Here is a 19,394-nt window from a genome sequence, read left to right as displayed (position 1 = left end):
AATCGGAGCCCTAGCCTAGCCTTATTCCGGCGAAAATCAGTAGCCTGCCGCCATCAGTTCCGCATGGGAGTCGAAGAAGCGTTCGAGGCCGTACTGCTTGCCGAACATGATGTCGTGCTGCAGGAAGCGGAAGTCGCGCACCAGCGGGTCGAGCGTCTTCTTGCGCGCCCAGTCGGGCGTGGCGTTGCCCTTGGCGTCGATCAGCATGTAGCGGTCGATGACGCGCAGCTTGTCGTGCACCGCGCCGAGGAAGCCGGTGTAGTAGGGGTGCTCGTAGCCCGCTTCCTTGAGGATGTAGTAGGAGAGGAATGCCGGGCTGATCGTGCCCACTTCCTTCTCCACGCCGGTCTTGTTCGACCAGATGACGAGCGGGGTCTCGTGCTCCTTCTTCATCTGCTCGGCCGAGCCCTTGCGCGAGGCGGTGATGCCCTGCATGTAGCCGGATGTCTTGTAGACCGTGTTGAGCGGCGGCAGGTGGTCGCCGAAGACGACGATGATCGTCTCGCGGTCGCGTTCCTTCGCCCAGTCCATCAGCATCTTGAGGCTCTGGTCGGCTTCCTTCACGCCCTGGGCATAGCTTGCCAGCATGCGGTTCTCGCGGGCGTCGAGCTTGCCGTCGATGGCGATGTCGGTCTTCTTGTAGCGGCCGTCGTCATAGGGGCCGTGGCCCTGCAGCGTGACGGCGAAGAAGAAGAACGGGTTTTCCTGCGCGTCCGCCTGGCGGATGATTTCCTTCGTCAGCGCCTCGTCCGAGGTGAAGTTGCCGCGCTTTGCCAGCGGCGGCATCTGGTCGACATCCTTGAAGGCCTCGAAGCCGAAGGCCTTGTAGACGCTGGTGCGGTTCCAGAACCAGCCGGAGAACGGATGGATGGCGCGTGCCGTGTAGCCTTCCGCGCGGAAGAACGTGGCGAGCGAGGGGATCGGCTTGCGCACATATTGCTGGTAGGGAATGCTGCCGGTCGGCAGGAAGGCGTTGGAGAAGCCCGTCAGCGCCTCGAATTCCACATTGGCCGTCAGGCCGCCGAATTCCGGCGAGAAGACGTTGCCGCTGGCGTTTTCGCGGATGACCGGCATCGGATCGGGCGAAAGCTTGACGTTCTCAAGGCGCGTCGGATCCCAGAGGGACTCGCTCATCACCACGATGACGTCCGGCTTGGAGCGGTGCGTCGTGCCGGCCGGCAGGGGCTTGGACGGAATCTTGTCGATGGCATCGGTCATGTAGCCGGCAGGCGCCTGCACGTTCGCCATCGGCAGGTTGATCGCGAAGGCCATGACGAAGCCGTTATGGCGGTAGTTCTCCGCCTGATCCCACATGATCGGGAAGACCTTCAGCCGGTCGCGCACCCAGGAGAAGTCGTTGTAGTCCATGATGGACACGAAGCCGGCAAGCAGCGGCAGCGTGACGGCAAGGCGCGTCAGGCGCTCCTTCCTGGTCAGCGGGCGGAAGCGGCGCCAGGCGAAGATCCAGAGTGCGATGAGGCCGGAGACCGCGGCGAGGACGGCCAGCGCAAGGCCCGCGGCGGTCCACGGGCGGTCCTGCACCAGCACGGGCATCAGCTCGAGGATCTGGCGGCCGAAAAGCAGGTCGGTCGGATAGAGCGGGTCGGTAAGGAACACTTGCTTCTGCTGCGAGATGACGCCCATCAGCACGACGAGCGGGGAGACCAGCAGCACGGCCTTGTGCTGGCGGCCGATCAGCGCGTCGATGGCGAGATAGAGCAGGAAGAACATGCCGGCGGTCGTCCAGCCGGGCTGCTGGAGATTGGTCAGATAGGCATAGGTCTGCCCGAGCGAGCCACGCGTGATGAGTTCGACGACGACGACAGTGGCAAGCGCCAGGAGAAACGAGACGGCCAGCGAGCGCAGAACCGCCAGCGCCTTGGCATGGCGCGCGAAAAAGCCTGCCTCTGCGGCGGAAATCTCGGTGGCTTCGATTGCCACGGCTGCGGAAGTGAACAGGGCCAAGGCCTTCTCCGAGTGTCATAAAACTTTCGTGTATCTGTCATACGGATGTCATCTTGAACAGAACATGAATGGCTTGCCGAACGTTTCCGGCGTGCTTTGGTTCCTTCTGTTGCATTGCGGCAATGGTCGCGAACCCCCTGAAAAACGACGGATTTTGCCGAAATCGAATGCAAACCGGCCGCCGTTCATTCCCAAAACGCCAGCCATGCTCTAAAGAGCGTATCGACCGTCCGTCGTTTCCTCCGGCATCGCGCGGGAAAGGCGGACACGAGCAGGAGACGGGTCCGCAGACATGACTTCCGAGACTGAAAAGACCACGCTGCGCATCGCTGTCGCGCAATTGAACCCGACGGTCGGCGACGTTGCCGGTAATCTCGCCAAGGCGCGTGCCGCCCGCGAGGATGCGGCCCGGCAGGGCGCCGATCTCCTGCTCCTGACGGAACTCTTCATCTCCGGCTATCCGCCGGAGGACCTCGTGCTGAAGCCAGCCTTCCTGAAGGCCTGCCGCCGGGCGATCGACGACCTTGCCGCCGATACGGCGAAGGGCGGTCCCGGCGTCGTCATCGGTTTTCCGCGCCAGGACGAGACCGGGCGATACAATGCCGTCGCCGTGCTCGACGCCGGCAAGGTGATCGCGGTACGCGACAAGGTGGACCTGCCGAACTACGGCGAGTTCGATGAGAAGCGCGTCTTCGACCAGGGCGCCATGCCCGGCCCGGTCAATTTCCGCGGCGTGCGGCTTGGCATTCCGATCTGCGAGGATATCTGGGGCGATCTCGGCGTCTGCGAGACGCTGGCCGAGAGCGGCGCGGAAATCCTGCTGTCGCCGAACGGCTCGCCCTATTATCGCGGCAAGGTGGACATGCGCCATCAGGTCGCCCTGAAACAGGTGATCGAGACCGGCCTGCCGCTTCTCTACGCCAACCAGCTCGGCGGGCAGGACGAACTCGTCTTCGACGGCGCGAGCTTCGCCTTCAACGCGGACAAGACGCTCGCCTTCCAGATGAGCCAGTTCGAGGAGACGATCGCGCTCACCACCTGGAAGAAGCACGGCGGGAGCTGGGTCTGCGACGGCGGGCCGATGTCGCGCATTCCCGAGCGGGAGGAGGCGGATTATCGCGCGTGCCTCCTTGGCTTCCGCGATTACGTCAACAAGAACGGCTTCAAGAATGTCGTGCTCGGCCTTTCCGGCGGCATCGACTCGGCGATCTGCGCGGCCATCGCCGTGGACGCGCTCGGCGAGGAGCGGGTGCGCTGCGTCATGCTGCCCTACCGCTACACATCGAAGGACTCGCTGAAGGACGCGGCCGATTGCGCGAAGGCGCTCGGCTGCCGTTACGACATCGTGCCGATCGAGGCGCCGGTAAGCGGCTTCCTCTCTTCGCTCTCCGAGCTTTTCGAGGGGACGGACGAGGGGATCACCGAGGAGAACCTCCAGAGCCGCGCCCGCGGCACGATCCTCATGGCGATCTCCAACAAGTTCGGCTCGATGGTCGTGACGACCGGCAACAAGTCGGAGATGTCGGTCGGCTACGCCACGCTCTACGGCGACATGAACGGCGGCTTCAATCCCATCAAGGACCTCTACAAGATGCAGGTCTACGGCCTGTCGCGCTGGCGTAACGGGCATGTGCCGCCGGGCGCGCTCGGCCCCTCGGGCGAGGTCATTCCGCACAACATCATCGACAAGGCTCCGTCCGCGGAACTGCGGCCCAACCAGACCGACCAGGATTCGCTGCCGCCTTATCCGGTGCTCGACGACATCCTCGAATGCCTCGTCGAGATGGAGATGAGCACGGAGGAGATCGTCGCGCGCGGCCACGACGCGGCGACCGTCCACCGCATCGAGCATCTGCTCTACATCGCCGAATACAAGCGCCGCCAGTCCGCGCCGGGCGTGAAGATCACCCGCAAGAATTTCGGCCGCGACCGCCGCTACCCGATCACCAACCGGTACCGTGACCGGGGGTAGTTTCGCATTAACCGTTGCAAGCAAAAGGCGGTGGTGTCGATTGCGACGGCGCCGCCTTTTGTTATCGTTTCCGCAAAATGGCGGAGGCGATGGCCATGACGGTGCAGCATGTAGCGGTTCTTATCGATGCGGAGAACGTGTCGGTCTCGGCAGCGGCAAGAATTATCGACGAGGCGGCCCGGCACGGCCTTGTGCGGGAGCGGCGGCTCTATGGCGACTTCGCGCGGCAACATCTTGCTTCCTGGCTTGACGCCGCGCCGCGCCATGCACTGACGCCGCGCCAAACGGCCGGGGGTACGACAGGCAAGAACGGTGCAGACATCGCGCTCGTCATCGATGCCGTCGAAATGCTTTGCCGGAACGAGGTGGACGTCTTCTGCATCGCCACCTGCGACGGAGACTTCACGCAACTGGCGATGCGTATCCGGCAGGAGGGAAAAACCGTTATCGGTCTCGGCAGCGCAGCGGCGTCGGCCCATTTCAGGCAGGCGTGCGATGCTTTCGTGGAGGTGGCGAAGGCCAGCAAGCCGGCAACTGTCTGCACCAGGGCCGCGCCGCCGGCAAGCAATGCATCTGCGCCGTGCAGGCTGGAGGCCGATCTCCTCCAGCGGGCCTTTGTCGCGGCGCCGCGGCTGGATGGCGGCGATTGGGTTGGCCTGCCGGACATGATGAAGGCCTTGAAGGAATGCGCGCCGGGCTTTGAGGTCAAGACCTACGGGCATAGCCAGCTTTGCAAGCTGCTCGCCTTTTCCGGCGCCGAACTGGCCGACAACAACAGGAAGGCGCGCGTCGGCAAGTGCGCGCTGAAGAAGGTTGTCGATAACGGGCAGCCTTCCGTTGCAGTCGTGGGTTAAGCTTTCGCTCACCAGCCTGTTTAAGCGAATTTTGCCGTCTGTCCGCTAGCCTTCCTCCAACAATCCGGAAAACCGGATGGCCGGACAGGGGAAACGATGGCAGGCAGGGCGGAAAAGGGGCGGGCGAGGCGACGGCGCGGTGTCGGGACGGCAATCCGGATGACGGCCGTCTTGATTGTCGTTCTGTTCGGCGCCGCCAACTATCTCGTCCTCGACCATGCCATCGACCGGTCCGACAGCTTCGTCATCGAGACCGAGCGCACGCTGGTCCGCAACGAGTTCAGCCACCAGATCGATCAGGTGGTGCAGTATCAGAGCCAGCTTTCCTTCTGGGACAAGACCTTCAGGGAACTGGCGAACGGCATGCCCGGCGAGGCTTTCGTGCATGACCAGATCCGCGACTGGATGTGGTCGGATTTCGGCTTCTCATGGATGATCTTCGCCACGCCGGATGGGGAAAAGGTTCTCGGCGTGCATCGCGGCGAGAAGGTCTCGGACCGCAAGGCACGCGAGAAGCTGCAATGGGTGAGCGATCTCACCCGCAAGGCCGAGCGGGCCTACCGCAATGCGCTTTCGCCCGATCGGGGCGGCTGGCAGGTTGCCCCCGCAAAGGAGGATCCCGACCTTCTGACGCCGGCGCTGCCGCAGATCCATGTCACCGGCATGCGGCTCATCGAGGGCACGATGAGCATCGTCGTCGTGCAGGCGGTCGTTCCGAAGACGCTCTATATCCCGGCAGGGCGTCTGCAGCCCACCCTGCTCGTCACGGTCAAGCCGATCTCGCAGAAGATGCTGGCCGATGCAGAACGGCGGCTCGGCGTGCATGGCCTTGCCTTCGTTCCCATCGTCAGCGTGGAGCCCGGGTTGGCGATGACGTCTGTCGGTGCCGATGCCTATAATCCCATGGTCGCCTCGTGGCGCCCGAACATGCCGGGCTCCTTCGTCTGGCACTCGGCGTTGCCGCAGATCGCGCTGTTCGTGCTGGTCTTTGCCGGCGTGATGCTCTTCGGTGCGGCCCGCTTTGCCGCTCTCGTCCGGGCGCTGCAGCGCAGCGAGGAGAAGAATGCCTTTCTCGCCCGGCACGATCCGCTGACAGGGCTGAGGAACCGCAGCGGCTTCGACGAGGACCTGCTTCACGCCGAGGGCGCGGGCAAGGGCTTTTCCATCCTCTCCATCGACCTCGACCGGTTCAAGGCGGTCAACGACCGGCATGGCCATGTGGCGGGCGATATCGTGCTGCAGGCCGTCGCCCGTCGCTTTTCCGACCGGGTCGGCGGGCAGGGCTGCGTGGCGCGTCTCGGCGGCGACGAATTCTGCGTGCTGCTGGCCGGCGAGCATGACCGCGAAAGCCTTCTGGCGCTGGCCGGCAACCTCGTGCTCGATACGCAGCTGCCCATCGCCTATGGCGCCCATCTACTGCTGATCGGCGGCAGTGCCGGCATCGCGCAGTTCCCGGTCCATGGCGGAACCGTTCACGATGTCATGGTGAAGGCCGACGCCGCGCTCTATGCGGCCAAGAACGCCGGCCGTAACCGTGCCGTCCATGCCGGCGACATCGAGAACGTCGCGAGCACGCATGCCGCCTAGCGGATAAGGTCGGCCGGAATATTGAAGGGCGTCACCACTTCGACGGCCGAGAGCCGCGCCGGGCCGCCGGCCTGCCGCGGGCGTTTTCGGGCAAGCACCGCCTCGAAGACCCGCCGCGCATCCGTGCGCAGGTCGTGGTGCAGCACGAAGGAAAGCTTTCCCGCGCGCAGGAGATCGAGATTTTCGGCATCGAGATCATGCGCGACATAGATCCGGCAGAGTCTTGCCGCCGCCTCGAAGGCCGAGAGCACGGCGCGGTTTCCGCCGCCGATGGAATAGACGCCGGCAATGTCCGGATGACTTGCGAGGGCCGCAGCGACGAGGGCGCCGGTCGCCGTATCGCGGCCGAAGCCCTCGCTGACTTCGACGATGCCGAGTTCGGGATAGCGCTCGCGCATCAGCCGGCGAAAGCCGATCTCGCGCTCCTCCTCGCCGCGGAAGCGGTTGGAGCTGAGCGTGACGAGGATATGGAGCCTTTCGCCCTTCAGCCGCTCGCCGATGAGATAGGCCGCCGTTTCGCCGGCGGCGCGGTTGTCCGCGCCGGCATAGGCGGTGCGCGGCGTGTTGGGCAGGTCCGTCACCAGCGTGACGACGGGGATTCCCGCCGCTTCCAGCCGGGCGACCGCGCCGGCCACTTCCGGCACGTCCGCCGCCTTGAGTGCGACGCCGTCGGTGCCGCGCAGGCGGATGCGGTCGAGCATCTGCGCCATGTCCGCCGGGCGGATGAGCTCGGCGAAATGGAAGCGCGCGCGGAAAACGGCGGCGGCGAATGTCGCCGCCTCGCTTTCGAAGGCGCGGCGCACAGCGCTGGTGAAGCGATCCGGCGCCTCCATGACCACGTCGATGCCATGCAGGCGGGCGGGACTGTCCTGCGCCGCCGCCTGGCGTTCCAGCTCGATGATGGCCGCATGTACGCGCGCCGCCGTCTGCCGGCGCACGCCCGGGCGGCCGTTCAGCACGCGGTCGACGGTCGCCGTGCTGAGGCCGGCCTGGAAGGCGATGTCCTTGACGAGGAAGGGATGGGTCATGGTGTTCCTGATGGATTTTTGATGGTTTCCCGATCTATCGCGGATCGGGGCAGGCCGTATAGTTCCCGTTCGATATCGCATGCCGCCGGATATCCGATTTTCGAAGGAAAGCCTTCCGAAACAGATGGATGACCGTCACGGCTGAGAAAAAGAGTCAATGGGAAACGGCCTCGTGACGAGGCCCGGATGGAGGAATGCAATGAGCGATGGTGCACGACTCGACGGCAGGATCGCCGTCGTTACCGGGGGGACGCAGGGGCTCGGCGCGACGATCGCCCGGCTTTTCGCCGAGCGCGGCGCGGCCGGCCTCGTCATCTGCGGCCGCAACGCGGCCAAGGGCGAGGCGAAGGCGCGGGAGATTTCGGACGCGACGGGCGTGAAGACCGTCTATGTGCAGGCGGATCTCGAAAAGGTCGACGATGCAAGGGCGGTGATCGCCGCCGCGGACAAGGCTTTCGGGCGCATCGACGCGCTGGTCAATGCCGCCGCCCTCACGGATCGCGGCACGATCCTTGATACAAGCCCGGAACTCTTCGACAGGATGTTCGCCGTCAATGTGCGCGCGCCGTTCTTCCTGATGCAGGAGGCGATCAAGGTGATGCGGCGCGAGAAGATCGAGGGCACGATCGTCAATATCGGTTCCATGTCCGCCAAGGCGGGCCAGCCCTTCATCTCGGCCTATTGCGCCTCCAAGGGCGCGCTGGAGACGCTGACGAAGAACACGGCCTATGCCGTGCTGCGCAACCGCATCCGCGTCAACGGCCTCAATATCGGCTGGATGGCCTCGGAGGGCGAGGACCGCATCCAGCGTGAATATCACGGTGCGGCGGAGGACTGGCTGGCGAAGGCGGCGGCGGCCCAGCCGTTCGGCCGGCTCGTCGATCCGGCGGAGGTGGCGCGGGCCTGTGCCTATCTCTCCTCGGCGGAATCCGGCCTGATGACGGGTTCGGTCATCTGCTTCGACCAGTCGATCTGGGGCGCCTATGACGGCTCGCCCCATCCCGAAGCGCCGCTCTGAGCGGCCGGCCGCGCCGGCGTCAGTTGACGTCGGCGTCGGCCGGGCGGCCGAGGTCGATGGCGGTGGAGTTCTCCGGCAGGAAGACCGGGCCGACGGTGCGCACCTTGCTTTTGGCGGGATCGTAGTCGCGTTCCTCGACGGCGACCGGTGGCTTTTCGGCGACCGTTTCCTTTTTCGACAGGGTGCGGATGGTGGTGACGGAGCCGTTCTCGCCGCCGCCCGCTTCGCCGGTGCCGGCGGTCGTGCCGTTGCCTTCGACCGCCTTCTCGCGCCTGATCATCTCCTGATAATAGGCCGAGAGATTGCAGCCGCAATCGCCGGGTCTGGAGAGATCGCGCGTGCGGTAGGCGAAGGCATTCTGCAATTCGTAATAGGGGCGCCCGGTGACCGTCGAGGTCATCTGCTCGGTTTCCTGGCCGCTCGACATCGACTGGTAGAAGAGTTCCGTCGGCGTCTGCGGGCACATCATCTCGCAGACCTTCTGGTCGCGGCGGAAGTCGAGGGGCGTCGCGCCCGAGGAGATCGGGAAGAAGCCGCCATCGCAGGTGCGCACGCAGACGGTGCGCAGGTTGCCATGGCCTGAGCTGCCGCCGAGCGAGCGCAGCTCCAGCCGCTCGCTGCCCTCCGGTGCCGTGCCGAGCGGCAGGGTGCGGGTGTCGTCGAGCGTGCGCAGGGGCTCGGTCGCGGCGACCGGCATGATTTCCGGCTCGTCGTTGCAGCCATTGGCCTCCAGGGCCGCAAGCAGGCGGTTCCGCTTGCCTGAAGATGACACGCCGCCGGCAAACTCCCGCCGCTTGCCGTCGAGCACCTGGATATTCTGCTCCATGCGGCCGATGACGGAGGCGAGCGTCGCGCAGGCATCGGCATTCGGTCCGCCGATCACGATGATGCTGCCGCTGGAGCAGCGCAGGCGCCGTTGGTCGCTCTTCGCCTTGCGCAGCTGGATGTTCTGGCGGGCAATGGCGCTGGCATATTTACGGGCGCTCGCCGTGTCGACGACGACCTTCGGCAGGTTCGCAAGCTCGGCCCGGATGCCCTCGCACACGCCCGCCGCCGCCGTGCCGCCGGAAAGGATGAGCGGCAGGCCGGCGACAGCGGCGAAAAGAAGACGGGCGCGTGCCTTCACGTCGATCGATCCCTGAATGCTTGAATTCCTTGGGCCTGAAGGCCGTTTTCGAGGCTTCATCATAGGCCGCGCGGAGGGGATCGCAACGTTCTCCCGCATTTGTGATTAACGGGCCTGCCTTGCAACCGCCGCCGCCGGGCCCTAGATATCGGGCATCGTCAATGCCGACCGGATGGTGCGCCATGGAATTCGACCCGACCGCAAACCGACTTCGTTTTGTCCTCGGGGAACTCCGTATCCATGCCGCATTCCATCACACTTTCGAAAATTACCTGGTCGACGCCTGACGGGCACACGCTTCTTTCCGATCTCGATCTGACCTTCGGCTCCGAGCGCGCCGGCCTTGTCGGCCGCAACGGCGTCGGCAAGACGACGCTGCTGAAGCTCGTCACCGGCGATCTTGCGCCGCAATCCGGCTCCGTCACGGTCGTCGGCACGCTCGGCCTCCTGCGCCAGAGCGTGCAGATCGCTCCGGATGAGACGGTTGCCGATCTCTTCGGCATTGCCGAAGCGCTCGACCTTCTCGCGCGCGCCGAGCACGGCGAGGCGAGCGCCGAGGCGCTTGCCGGGGCCGACTGGACGCTGGAGGCCCGCCTTGCCGCCGCGCTCGCCCGCGTCGGACTGGATGCGGAGGCGGGAACGCCGCTGGCCGCGCTTTCCGGCGGGCAGGGGACGCGGGCGGCGCTTGCCGCCCTCATCTTCCGCGAGCCGGATTTCCTGCTGCTCGACGAGCCGACCAACAATCTCGACCGCGACGGGCGGCGGGCGGTCATCGACATGCTCGCCGGCTGGCGGGCGGGCGCCATCGTCGTCAGCCACGACCGCGAACTTCTCGACACGATGGACGCCATCGTCGAGCTGACGAGCCTCGGCGCGACGCGCTACGGCGGCAACTGGAGCGCCTATCGCGCGCGAAAGGCGCTGGAGCTCGCGGCCGCGCATCGCGATCTTGCTGACGCGGAAAAGCATGCGGCCGATATCGCGCGCACAGCGCAGGCCGTCGCCGAGCGCAAGGCACGCAAGGACAGCGCCGGGCGCCGCAAGAAGGCGCGAGGCGACATTCCGCGCATCATGCTGGGCGCGATGAAGGAGCGGAGCGAATTGACGAGCGGCGCGAATGCGCGGCTTGCCGAAAGCCGGCAGGCCCAGGCGGCCGAGGCAGTGACGATGGCGCGCGAGCGCATCGAGGTTCTCCAGCCGCTCACCGTCTCCGTGCCGCCGACGCATCTTCCCGCAAGCCGGACGGTGCTGCGCATGGAGGGTGTGACGGCTGGCTACCTGCCGGAACGCCCGGTGATCCGCGACCTTTCCTTCGCGATGACCGGGCCGGAGCGGGTCGCGGTGACGGGGCCGAACGGCTCCGGCAAGACGACGTTCCTCGCACTCGTCACCGGACAGCTGCAGCCTTGGCAGGGGAGCGTGCGCCTCTTCACCGATGCCGCGATGCTGGACCAGCGCGTCAGCCTGCTCGACCCGGCGCTGTCGATCCGCGACAATTTCCGGCGCATCAATCCCGAGGCCGACGAGAATGCCTGCCGCGCGGCGCTGGCGCGCTTCATGTTCCGGGCGGATGCGGCCTTGCAGATTGCCGGAAGCCTCAGCGGTGGGCAGATGCTCCGCGCCGGCCTTGCCGCCGTACTCGGCGGGGCCAGGCCGCCGGCGCTCCTCATCCTGGATGAGCCGACGAACCATCTGGACATCGATTCCATCGAGGCGGTGGAGGCGGGTTTGCGATCCTATGACGGCGCGCTGCTGGTGGTCAGCCACGACGAGCCGTTCCTGCAAGCTATCGATATCACGCGCCGGCTGGAGCTCTGAACGAAAACGGCCGCCGGAAGGCGGCCGTTTCATAAGGCGGATGGTGCGGCTCAGGCCGGGTTGGAGGCTTCCACCACGGCGAGCGCGGCCATGTTGACGACGCCGCGCGAGGTGACGGACGGCGAGAGGATGTGGGCGGGCATGGCCGCGCCAAGCAGGATCGGGCCGACATGCAGGCTGTCCGTCATCGTCTTCACCACGCCGAGCGTGATGTTGGCGGCGTCGAGGTTCGGGAAGACCAGGAGGTTGGCCTCGCCGGTGAGCGTCGAATCCGGCATGACGCGCTGGCGCAGCACCTCGGAGATCGCCGAATCGCCGTGCATTTCGCCGTCGGCTTCCAGCGTCGGGTCCACCTCGCGGACGATCTCCATCGCCTTGCGCATCTTGAAACTGCTATTCGAATCCCGCGAACCGAAATTGGAATGCGAGACGAGGGCGGCGCGCGGCGTGATGCCGAAGCGGCGGATTTCCTGCGCGGCCATGACGGTCATCTGCGCGACCTCCTCGGCCGTCGGGTCCATCGTCACATAGGTGTCGGTGAAGAAGGTGGCGCCGCGCTGCGAGATGAGCAGGCTGAGCGCGGAGAAGTCGAGCACGCCTTCCTTCTTGCCGATGATCTGGCTGACGTCGCGCAGGTGCTTGGCGTAGCGGCCTTCGACGCCGCAGATCAGCGCATCGGCCTCGCCGCGCTTGACGGCGAGCGCGCCGATGACCGTCTGGTTGGTGCGAACGATGGTGCGGGCGGCCTCCGGGATCACGCCGCGGCGGCCGACGATGCGGAAATAGTCGTCGACATAGTCACGATAGCGCGGATCGTCTTCCGGGTTCACCACGGCGAAATCGGTGTTCGGGCGGATGCGCAGGCCGTAGCGGTTGAGGCGCGCCTCGATGATCTGCGGACGGCCGATGAGGATCGGCTTGGCGATCTCCTCTTCCAGCAGCACCTGCGCGGCGCGCAGCACGCGCTCGTCCTCGCCCTCGGCGAAGATCACGCGCTTCTTCTCGGCCTTCCTCGCGGCGGCGAAGATAGGCTTCATGATGAAGCCCGAGCGCCAGACGAAGCGGTTGAGCTGGTCGAGATAGGCGTCGAAATCGGTGATCGGCCGCGAGGCGACGCCGGTTTCGGCCGCGGCGCGCGCGACGGCCGGCGCGATGCGCAGGATGAGGCGCTGGTCGAAGGGCGAGGGGATCAGGTAGTTCGGGCCGAAGCTCGGCGTATCGCCGGAATAGGCGCGGGCGGCGACATCGGATACTTCCTCGCGGGCGAGGGCGGCGATGGCACGCACGGCCGCCATCTTCATCTCCTCGTTGATCGTGCGCGCGCCGCAATCGAGCGCGCCGCGGAAGATGTAGGGGAAGCAGAGGACGTTGTTGACCTGGTTGGGGAAGTCGGAGCGGCCGGTGCAGATCATCGCGTCGGGACGGGCGGCGCGCGCCTCCTCAGGCATGATCTCCGGCTTCGGGTTGGCGAGCGCCATGATCAGCGGCTTTTCCGCCATGCGCACGAGAAGCTCCGGCTTCAGCACGCCGGCGGCCGAAAGGCCGAGGAAGACGTCGGCGCCGTCGATGGTCTCGGAAAGCTGGCGCTTGTCCGTCTCCTGCGCATAGACGGCCTTCCACTGGTCCATCAGCTCTTCGCGGCCCTTGTAGACGACGCCCTCGATGTCGTGGACCCAGATGTTCTCGACTTTTGCGCCGAGGGCGACAAGCTGGTTGAGGCAGGCAAGAGCGGCAGCGCCAGCGCCGGAAGCGACGATCTTGGCGTCGGGCAGCGACTTGCCGGCAAGCTCCAGTCCGTTCAGGACGGCGGCCGCGACGATGATCGCCGTGCCGTGCTGGTCGTCGTGGAAGACGGGGATGTCCATCTTCTCGCGGAGCTGGCGCTCCACCTCGAAGCATTCCGGCGCCTTGATGTCTTCCAGGTTGATGCCGCCGAAGGTCGGCTCCAGCGCGGAGACGACATCGACCATCTCCCCGACGGTCGGCGCGTCGATCTCGATGTCGAAGACGTCGATGCCGGCGAATTTCTTGAAGAGGACGGCCTTGCCCTCCATCACCGGCTTGGAGGCGAGGGGACCGATATTGCCGAGGCCGAGCACGGCCGTGCCGTTGGAGACGACCGCGACGAGGTTGGCGCGGGCGGTGTAGTCGGCGGCGGTGTTTGGATCGTCACGGATGGCAAGACAGGGCGCGGCGACGCCCGGCGAATAGGCGAGCGCGAGGTCGCGCTGGTTGCCGAGCGGCTTGGTCGGGTTGATCTCCAGCTTGCCGGGGCGCGGATGACGGTGGAAGAAGAGGGCCTGCTGGTCGATGTCGCCGCTTGCGGGGCCGTCCTGCGTCCTCGATTTATCAGCCGTGCTCATGATGCGTCCTGCCATATGCTGTTTTCGTCGCGGTTTCTCGGGGGCGAAGCCGCCGCAACGGTAAGTTTCCGGAGTCTTCCATAAAGCCGCAATCGCCGGCCTGTGCAATGCCTATTTGCTGCCGGAAAAGGCATAGGTGTGTCATCAATCTGAAACAGGAGTCTGGTTTTCAACGGGAGGAAAGCCGCCCGTCCGAAGAGGATCGCGGCGGCCGGCCACCCGGAGACAGACGCATGACAGCGACCCCCGTCGACCCCAATGTCCGCCACTTCCGCACGCTGTTCATCTCGGACGTGCATCTCGGATCTAAGGCCGCCAAGGCGGACTTCCTGATCGACTTCCTGCGGCATCACGAAGCGGAGACCATCGTGCTCGTCGGCGACATCGTCGACGGCTGGCGCCTCAAGCGCAACTGGTACTGGCCGCAGGCCTTCAACGACGTGACGCAGAAGCTCCTGCGCAAGGCCCGCAAGGGTACGCGCATCGTCTACATTCCCGGTAACCACGACGAATTCCTGCGTGACTTCCCCGGCACGCATTTCGGCGGCGTCGAGGTGGCCGAGCGTATCATCCATGAGGCCGCCGACGGCCGGCGCTACCTCGTGCTGCACGGCGACGAGTTCGACGTGGTGGTGCGCCACGCCCGTGTCGTCGCCTATCTCGGCGACTGGGCCTATGACGCGGCCATCGCGATCAACGTCGTCTTCGCCGCCATCCGCCGCCGGCTGGGGCTGCCCTACTGGTCCTTCTCCTCCTGGGCCAAGCAGCAGGTGAAGACGGCCGTGAACTTCATCGGCGAATTCCAGAGGGTCGTCGTCGAGGAGGCGCGCCGCAACGATGCGGACGGCGTCATCTGCGGCCATATCCACCATGCCGTGATCACCGAGATCGACGGCATCCGCTACATCAACAGCGGCGACTGGGTGGAAAGCTGCACGGCCATCGCCGAGCATCACGACGGCCGGATGGAACTGATCACTTGGCAGCAGATGGCCGCCGCGCCCGTCGAGGCCCTGCCGGTCTCACGCCAGATGCCCGCCATCGAGGTGCGGGAGCAGGTTGGCGTGGAGGCTGCGTAGTATAGAGCAGGCGACAGCGCACGGAGCTTGCCCCTCACCCTAACCCTCTCCCCGCAGACGGGGAGAGGGGACTTGCCTCACGTATCGTTGGAGAGTTGGGGAAAACGGCACGGCATATCCCCTTCGCCCCGCAGCCAAGGAGAAGGTGGCCGGCAGGCCGGATGAGGGGCGCGGCGTCCGCCGTGAGAGCCGCTCTCGCGGGGAGGCACCGCACCGCAGAATTATCCGCCGCCACCCGCAGAAATAGCGGATTGGCGTACGTACATCGGCGTGATAGAGCGGAGGGCGTTCCAACGCAGGTTCCCCGCCAATGACCGCCCCTTCCGGGTTTACCGTGACCGCCGGCGCGCCGCCGTATTTCGCCGCGCGCATCGCCCTCGTCTTCTGCGCGCCGATGATGGTCAACGGCATTGCGCTGCCGTTCTTCCCGGTCTGGCTCGAAACCCTTTCTATGAACGATTTCCAGATCGGCATCGTGCTCGCCCTGCCGATGTTCGTGCGCGTCTTCACCGCGCCCGCGGCAGGCGTCATTGCGGACCGCATCGGTGAGCGCTCGGTCGTGCTCATGTGGTCGGGCGTGCTGTCGCTGGCGACGGCGCTCCTGTTCTTCGGCGTGCACGGTTTCTGGCCGGTACTCCTGCTCTATACGCTGCAATGCGCGGTCTATTCGCCCTATGTGCCGATCACCGACGCCATCGCGCTCTCGGGCGTGCGGCGCTGGAATTTCGACTACAGCCGGATGCGGCTGTGGGGCTCGCTCGCCTTCATCGTAGCGACGATGATCGGCGGCTGGCTTGCCGGGCTCTACGGGGGGGCAATGGTGCTGCCGGCGATGGCCGCGGCCTTCGCGCTGACGGTGGTGGGGGCGGTGATCGTGCCGAAGATCGGCCGGCCGCGTCGTCCGTCCCCCATCGCGGCAATCGCCACCATGCCGGCGGCGCGCACGCTCAGGCAGCGCGACGTGCAGCTCATGCTGATCGGCGTTTCACTGGTCAATGCGAGCCATGCCATGCTCTATGCCTTCTCGGTGATCTACTGGCGCAAGAAGGGCTTCAGCGGCACGGATATCGGCCTTCTCTGGAGCGTCGGCGTCCTTGCCGAGGTAATCCTCTTCGCCTGTGCCGTCCGGTTGCGGCGGCGATTCAGTCTGTGGTCCATGATGATCTTCGGCTGTTCGGCCGCAGTCGGGCGCTGGCTGATCTTTCCGCTCGAGATGCCGTTCGCCGGCTATTTCGTGCTGCAATGCCTGCACGCCTTCACCTTCGCGCTCCTGCATGTCAGCGTGCAGAGCCGCATGGTCGAGCGCGTGGCGGAGGAGCAGGAGGCGGCGGCGCAGGGGCTTTATTTCTTCTACACCGGCATCTTCATGGCAGCGGCCACCTTCATCTCCGGCTATGCCTTCAACTGGTATGGCGTCGACGGGTTCTATCTGATGTCCGTCATCGCGGCGGCGGGGCTCGTCTGCGTCGTCGCAGGGCGGTTCGCCGCGCCGCGCCTGGGCGATCAGCCCCAGAGCGTGGCTTCCGGCGGATAGACGTTCGAGCCTTCGTAGTGAAGGCCGGGTTCCCGGTCGCGGGCCAGCAGCAGCGGGCCGTCTAGATCGACGAAATCGGCGCCCTGTGCCAAAAGCACCGCCGGGGCCATGCCGAGCGACGTGCCGACCATGCAGCCCACCATTATCTTGAGGCCGTGGTCGCGCGCGGCCTGCCTCAGCGCCAGCGCCTCCGTCAGCCCGCCGGTCTTGTCGAGCTTGATGTTGACCGCATCGTAGCGGTCGGCGAGCGCCGCCACGTCCTGCGTGCGGTGCACGCTCTCATCGGCGCAGACCGGGATGGGGCGCGCATGGTCGCGCAGCGCCGAATCGCCCCCAGCGGGAAGCGGCTGCTCGACGAGGGCGATTCGCGCCTCGGCGCAGAGCGCGAAATGATGGGCGAGGTTTTCCGGCGTCCAGCCCTCGTTGGCATCGAGGATGATCGCGCTTTCCGGCGCGCCCGCGCGTACCGCGCGGATGCGGGCGGCATCGTCCGGTGTGCCGACCTTGACCTTCAGCAGCGGCCGCCAGGCATGTTCGGCCGCCTGGCGCTGCATCGCCTCCGGCTCGCCGAGCGAGAGCGTATAGGCCGTGACGAGCTTTTGCGGAGCGGCGGTATCGATGACCTGCCAGGTCGGCACGCCGGAGAGCTTGGCCTCCAGGTCCCAGAGCGCGCAGTCGAGGGCGTTGCGCGCCGCGCCCGCGGGCATGGCGCGGGCGAGGTCCTCCCGGCCCATGCCGTCCTCGATTGCGCCCCGCATCGCCTCGATGGCGTCGAGCACGCCGGCGACCGATTCGCCGTAGCGGGCATAGGGCACGCATTCGCCGCGGCCGAAAAGGCCAGAGGCGCCTATCGCGCAGGTCACCACCTCGGCCGTCGTCTTCGCGCCGCGCGAAATGGTGAAGGCCCCGGCAATCGGGAAGCTTTCGGTTTGGGCAAGGAGTGTGCGGCGCATGGGCAATCCTGACAGGGCAGAAAATTTCGGGGCGGAGTGAGGCTTTCGGCGGTTCGTTCGGTGACAGATGGCCGGCGAGCCGGTAAGACAGGCGCATGTTGTCCCAAGCACGGGAAGATGCAAGAGACTTGACCGCCGCCAGCCCCACAGCCGAAATCGCGACCGAGCGCCTGCCGGACAATGGCGGGGAGATCTGGCGTCTCTCCGGCCCCTGGATCAACACGACCGCCGTCGCCGCCGGCAAGCGGCTCGACAAGATCGCGGGCGGCGCGGGCGGGACGCTCGAAATCGATCTCAGCGCCGTGGACGAGATGGACACCGCCGGCGCCTGGCTGTTGCGCCGCGCCATCACCGCGCGGCAGGCCAAGGGGGCCGAGGTCAGCGTCAGCGACCATAAGGGCACGCGCTATGCCGACCTGATATCCGCTCTGCCGGAAACGCTCGCCGAGCCCGGCGAGGACAAGCGCCCGCCCGGCACCCTGTTCGAGTGCCTGTTCACGCCGGTCGGCAAGATCATGTACAATCTCTGGGACGATGCCGTCGCGGCGATGTTCATCCTCGGCTCGGCGGTGCGCGGCGCGCAGCTGAAGCTCGGCCGCAGAAGCGGCGTATCGCCGGCCGCCATCGTGAACCAGATCGACCATATGGGCGTGCGCGCCGTGCCGATCATCCTCCTGATGTCCTTCCTCATCGGGGCGATCATCGCGCAGCAGGGCGCTTTCCAGCTCCGCTATTTCGGCGCGGAAGTCTTCGTGGTCGACCTCGTCGGTATCCTCCAGCTCCGCGAGATCGGCGTGTTGCTGACGGCGATCATGATCGCCGGCCGCTCCGGCAGCGCCATCACGGCCGAAATCGGCTCGATGAAGATGCGCGAGGAGATTGACGCGCTGAAGGTCATGGGCCTCAGCCCCATCGGCGTGCTCGTCTTCCCGCGGCTGGTGGCGCTGACGGTGGCGCTGCCGCTCCTGACCATCATCGCGAACTTTGCGGCCCTTGGGGGCGCAGCGGTCGTCGCCTGGGCCTATTCCGGCATCACCTTCGACACGTTCCAGTCGCGCCTGCGCGAGGCGATCGACCTTTCGACCATCGTCTCGGGCATGATCAAGGCGCCGTTCATGGCCCTCATCATCGGTATCGTCGCCTCGGTGGAGGGCCTGAAGGTCGGCGGCAGTGCCGAATCGCTCGGCCGGCACGTCACCGCCTCGGTGGTGAAGGCGATTTTCGTCGTCATTCTGGTCGACGGGCTGTTCGCCATGTTCTACGCCGCTATCAATTTCTAGGGATGCCCATGGATCCGGCAAAACAGGACGACGTGGTGCTCTCGGTCAAGGACCTGACCGTCGGTTTCGGCAGCAACATCGTCCTCGACAGGCTCAATCTCGACATCTATCGCGGAGAAATCCTCGGCTTCGTCGGCGCGTCGGGCACCGGCAAGTCGGTGCTGATGCGCACCGTGCTACGCCTCCTGCCGCGCCGCTCGGGCAATATCCGCATCTTCGGTACGGATTTCGACAAGGCATCGGAAGCCCAGAGGCTGGCGCTCGACATGAAGCTCGGCGTCCTCTTCCAGCAGGGCGCGCTGTTTTCTTCGCTGACGGTGAAGGAGAACATCCAGGTGCCGATGCGCGAATATCTCGACCTGCCGCAGGCGATGATGGACGAGCTGGCGCGCCTCAAGATCGAGTTGGTCGGCCTTGCGCCCGAGGCAGCGGACAAGTTCCCCTCCGAGCTTTCCGGCGGCATGATCAAGCGCGCGGCGCTGGCCCGTGCGCTGGCGCTCGATCCGGCGCTGGTCTTCCTCGACGAACCGACCTCGGGCCTCGACCCCATCGGCGCGGCGGAATTCGACGAGTTGATCGCCAAACTGCGCGACACCCTTGGCCTCACCGTGTATATGGTGACTCACGACCTCGACAGCCTGTTTTCGGTATGCGACCGCATCGCCGTGCTCGGGCAGAAGAAGGTTCTGGTCGAAGGCACGATCGAGGACATGCTGGCCTTCGACGATCCGTGGGTGCAGTCCTATTTCCGGGGCAAGCGGGCACGGTCGATCGTGCGGAAGCAGGAATAACGGGACCTTTCGGCCCCGGCGAATAG

General features: G+C 66.0%; 14 protein-coding genes. 9 read left to right on the top strand and 5 right to left on the bottom strand.

Annotated features, from left to right (window positions below; translation table 11 throughout):
• Positions 1-36: 36 nt before the first annotated feature.
• Positions 37-1,959 carry an LTA synthase family protein gene (locus ShzoTeo12_RS08145; protein ID WP_413251146.1) on the bottom strand — a complete coding sequence of 641 codons (1,923 nt, stop codon included), beginning with the start codon at positions 1,957-1,959 and terminating at the stop codon, positions 37-39.
• 298 nt (positions 1,960-2,257) lie between these two features.
• Between ShzoTeo12_RS08145 and ShzoTeo12_RS08140 the strand changes: the two genes are divergently transcribed.
• The 3 genes from ShzoTeo12_RS08140 to ShzoTeo12_RS08130 all read left to right on the top strand — a co-directional run bounded on the left by ShzoTeo12_RS08140 (position 2,258) and on the right by ShzoTeo12_RS08130 (position 6,378).
• Entirely contained in the window at positions 2,258-3,937 is a 1,680-nt protein-coding gene (locus ShzoTeo12_RS08140) for an NAD+ synthase (RefSeq protein ID WP_318912122.1), read from the top strand.
• Between the two features lie 95 nt (positions 3,938-4,032).
• Positions 4,033-4,791: an NYN domain-containing protein gene (locus ShzoTeo12_RS08135; protein WP_318912120.1), complete on the top strand. Its 759-nt coding sequence runs from the start codon at positions 4,033-4,035 to the stop codon at positions 4,789-4,791.
• Between the two features lie 159 nt (positions 4,792-4,950).
• Entirely contained in the window at positions 4,951-6,378 is a 1,428-nt protein-coding gene (locus tag ShzoTeo12_RS08130; RefSeq protein WP_318912118.1) for a diguanylate cyclase domain-containing protein, read from the top strand.
• Here the strand turns inward: ShzoTeo12_RS08130 and ShzoTeo12_RS08125 are convergent.
• Entirely contained in the window at positions 6,375-7,406 is a 1,032-nt protein-coding gene (locus ShzoTeo12_RS08125; RefSeq protein ID WP_318912116.1) for a LacI family DNA-binding transcriptional regulator, read from the bottom strand. The two genes, ShzoTeo12_RS08130 and ShzoTeo12_RS08125, sit on opposite strands and share 4 nt — an antisense overlap.
• A gap of 199 nt (positions 7,407-7,605) precedes the next feature.
• Between ShzoTeo12_RS08125 and ShzoTeo12_RS08120 the strand changes: the two genes are divergently transcribed.
• On the top strand, positions 7,606-8,424 hold the full coding sequence (locus tag ShzoTeo12_RS08120) for an SDR family oxidoreductase (RefSeq protein WP_318912115.1): 819 nt from the start codon (positions 7,606-7,608) through the stop codon (positions 8,422-8,424).
• Between the two features lie 19 nt (positions 8,425-8,443).
• Here ShzoTeo12_RS08120 and ShzoTeo12_RS08115 read toward each other — a convergent pair whose 3' ends face one another.
• Complete coding sequence (locus ShzoTeo12_RS08115) at positions 8,444-9,550, bottom strand: DUF2865 domain-containing protein (RefSeq protein ID WP_318912114.1); 1,107 nt, start codon at positions 9,548-9,550, stop codon at positions 8,444-8,446.
• Positions 9,551-9,790: 240 nt separating this feature from the next.
• Here ShzoTeo12_RS08115 and ShzoTeo12_RS08110 point away from each other — a divergent pair, with 240 nt between their 5' ends.
• The gene (locus tag ShzoTeo12_RS08110; protein ID WP_318912112.1) at positions 9,791-11,368 is read left to right on the top strand and encodes an ABC-F family ATP-binding cassette domain-containing protein; all 1,578 of its coding nucleotides are present in this window, start codon (positions 9,791-9,793) and stop codon (positions 11,366-11,368) included.
• Positions 11,369-11,418: 50 nt separating this feature from the next.
• On the opposite strand, the gene ShzoTeo12_RS08105 is transcribed toward ShzoTeo12_RS08110, so the two are convergent.
• Positions 11,419-13,731, bottom strand: coding sequence for an NADP-dependent malic enzyme (locus ShzoTeo12_RS08105; RefSeq protein ID WP_318912110.1), 2,313 nt, complete (start codon positions 13,729-13,731; stop codon positions 11,419-11,421).
• Positions 13,732-13,964: 233 nt separating this feature from the next.
• On the opposite strand from ShzoTeo12_RS08105, the gene ShzoTeo12_RS08100 reads away from it, so the two are divergent.
• Together ShzoTeo12_RS08100 and ShzoTeo12_RS08095 are read left to right on the top strand one after the other, a co-directional pair.
• Positions 13,965-14,810, top strand: a complete 846-nt coding sequence (locus tag ShzoTeo12_RS08100) for a UDP-2,3-diacylglucosamine diphosphatase (protein ID WP_318912108.1) — start codon at positions 13,965-13,967, stop codon at positions 14,808-14,810.
• 310 nt (positions 14,811-15,120) lie between these two features.
• Positions 15,121-16,344 carry an MFS transporter gene (locus ShzoTeo12_RS08095; protein ID WP_318912107.1) on the top strand — a complete coding sequence of 408 codons (1,224 nt, stop codon included), beginning with the start codon at positions 15,121-15,123 and terminating at the stop codon, positions 16,342-16,344.
• Here the strand turns inward: ShzoTeo12_RS08095 and dgcA are convergent.
• Entirely contained in the window at positions 16,314-17,297 is a 984-nt protein-coding gene (gene dgcA, locus ShzoTeo12_RS08090; RefSeq protein WP_318912106.1) for an N-acetyl-D-Glu racemase DgcA, read from the bottom strand. The genes ShzoTeo12_RS08095 and dgcA overlap by 31 nt on opposite strands.
• Before the next feature lie 95 nt (positions 17,298-17,392).
• Here dgcA and ShzoTeo12_RS08085 point away from each other — a divergent pair, with 95 nt between their 5' ends.
• Positions 17,393-18,577, top strand: a complete 1,185-nt coding sequence (locus ShzoTeo12_RS08085; protein WP_413251124.1) for an ABC transporter permease — start codon at positions 17,393-17,395, stop codon at positions 18,575-18,577.
• A gap of 8 nt (positions 18,578-18,585) precedes the next feature.
• Positions 18,586-19,368: an ABC transporter ATP-binding protein gene (locus tag ShzoTeo12_RS08080; protein ID WP_245424796.1), complete on the top strand. Its 783-nt coding sequence runs from the start codon at positions 18,586-18,588 to the stop codon at positions 19,366-19,368.
• Positions 19,369-19,394: the final 26 nt, after the last annotated feature.

This window comes from Shinella zoogloeoides, from assembly GCF_033705735.1.
Classification (GTDB): domain Bacteria; phylum Pseudomonadota; class Alphaproteobacteria; order Rhizobiales; family Rhizobiaceae; genus Shinella; species Shinella zoogloeoides_A.
The sequence above is the reverse complement of the archived record's forward strand: the minus strand, read 5'-3'. Positions and strand labels throughout refer to the sequence as shown.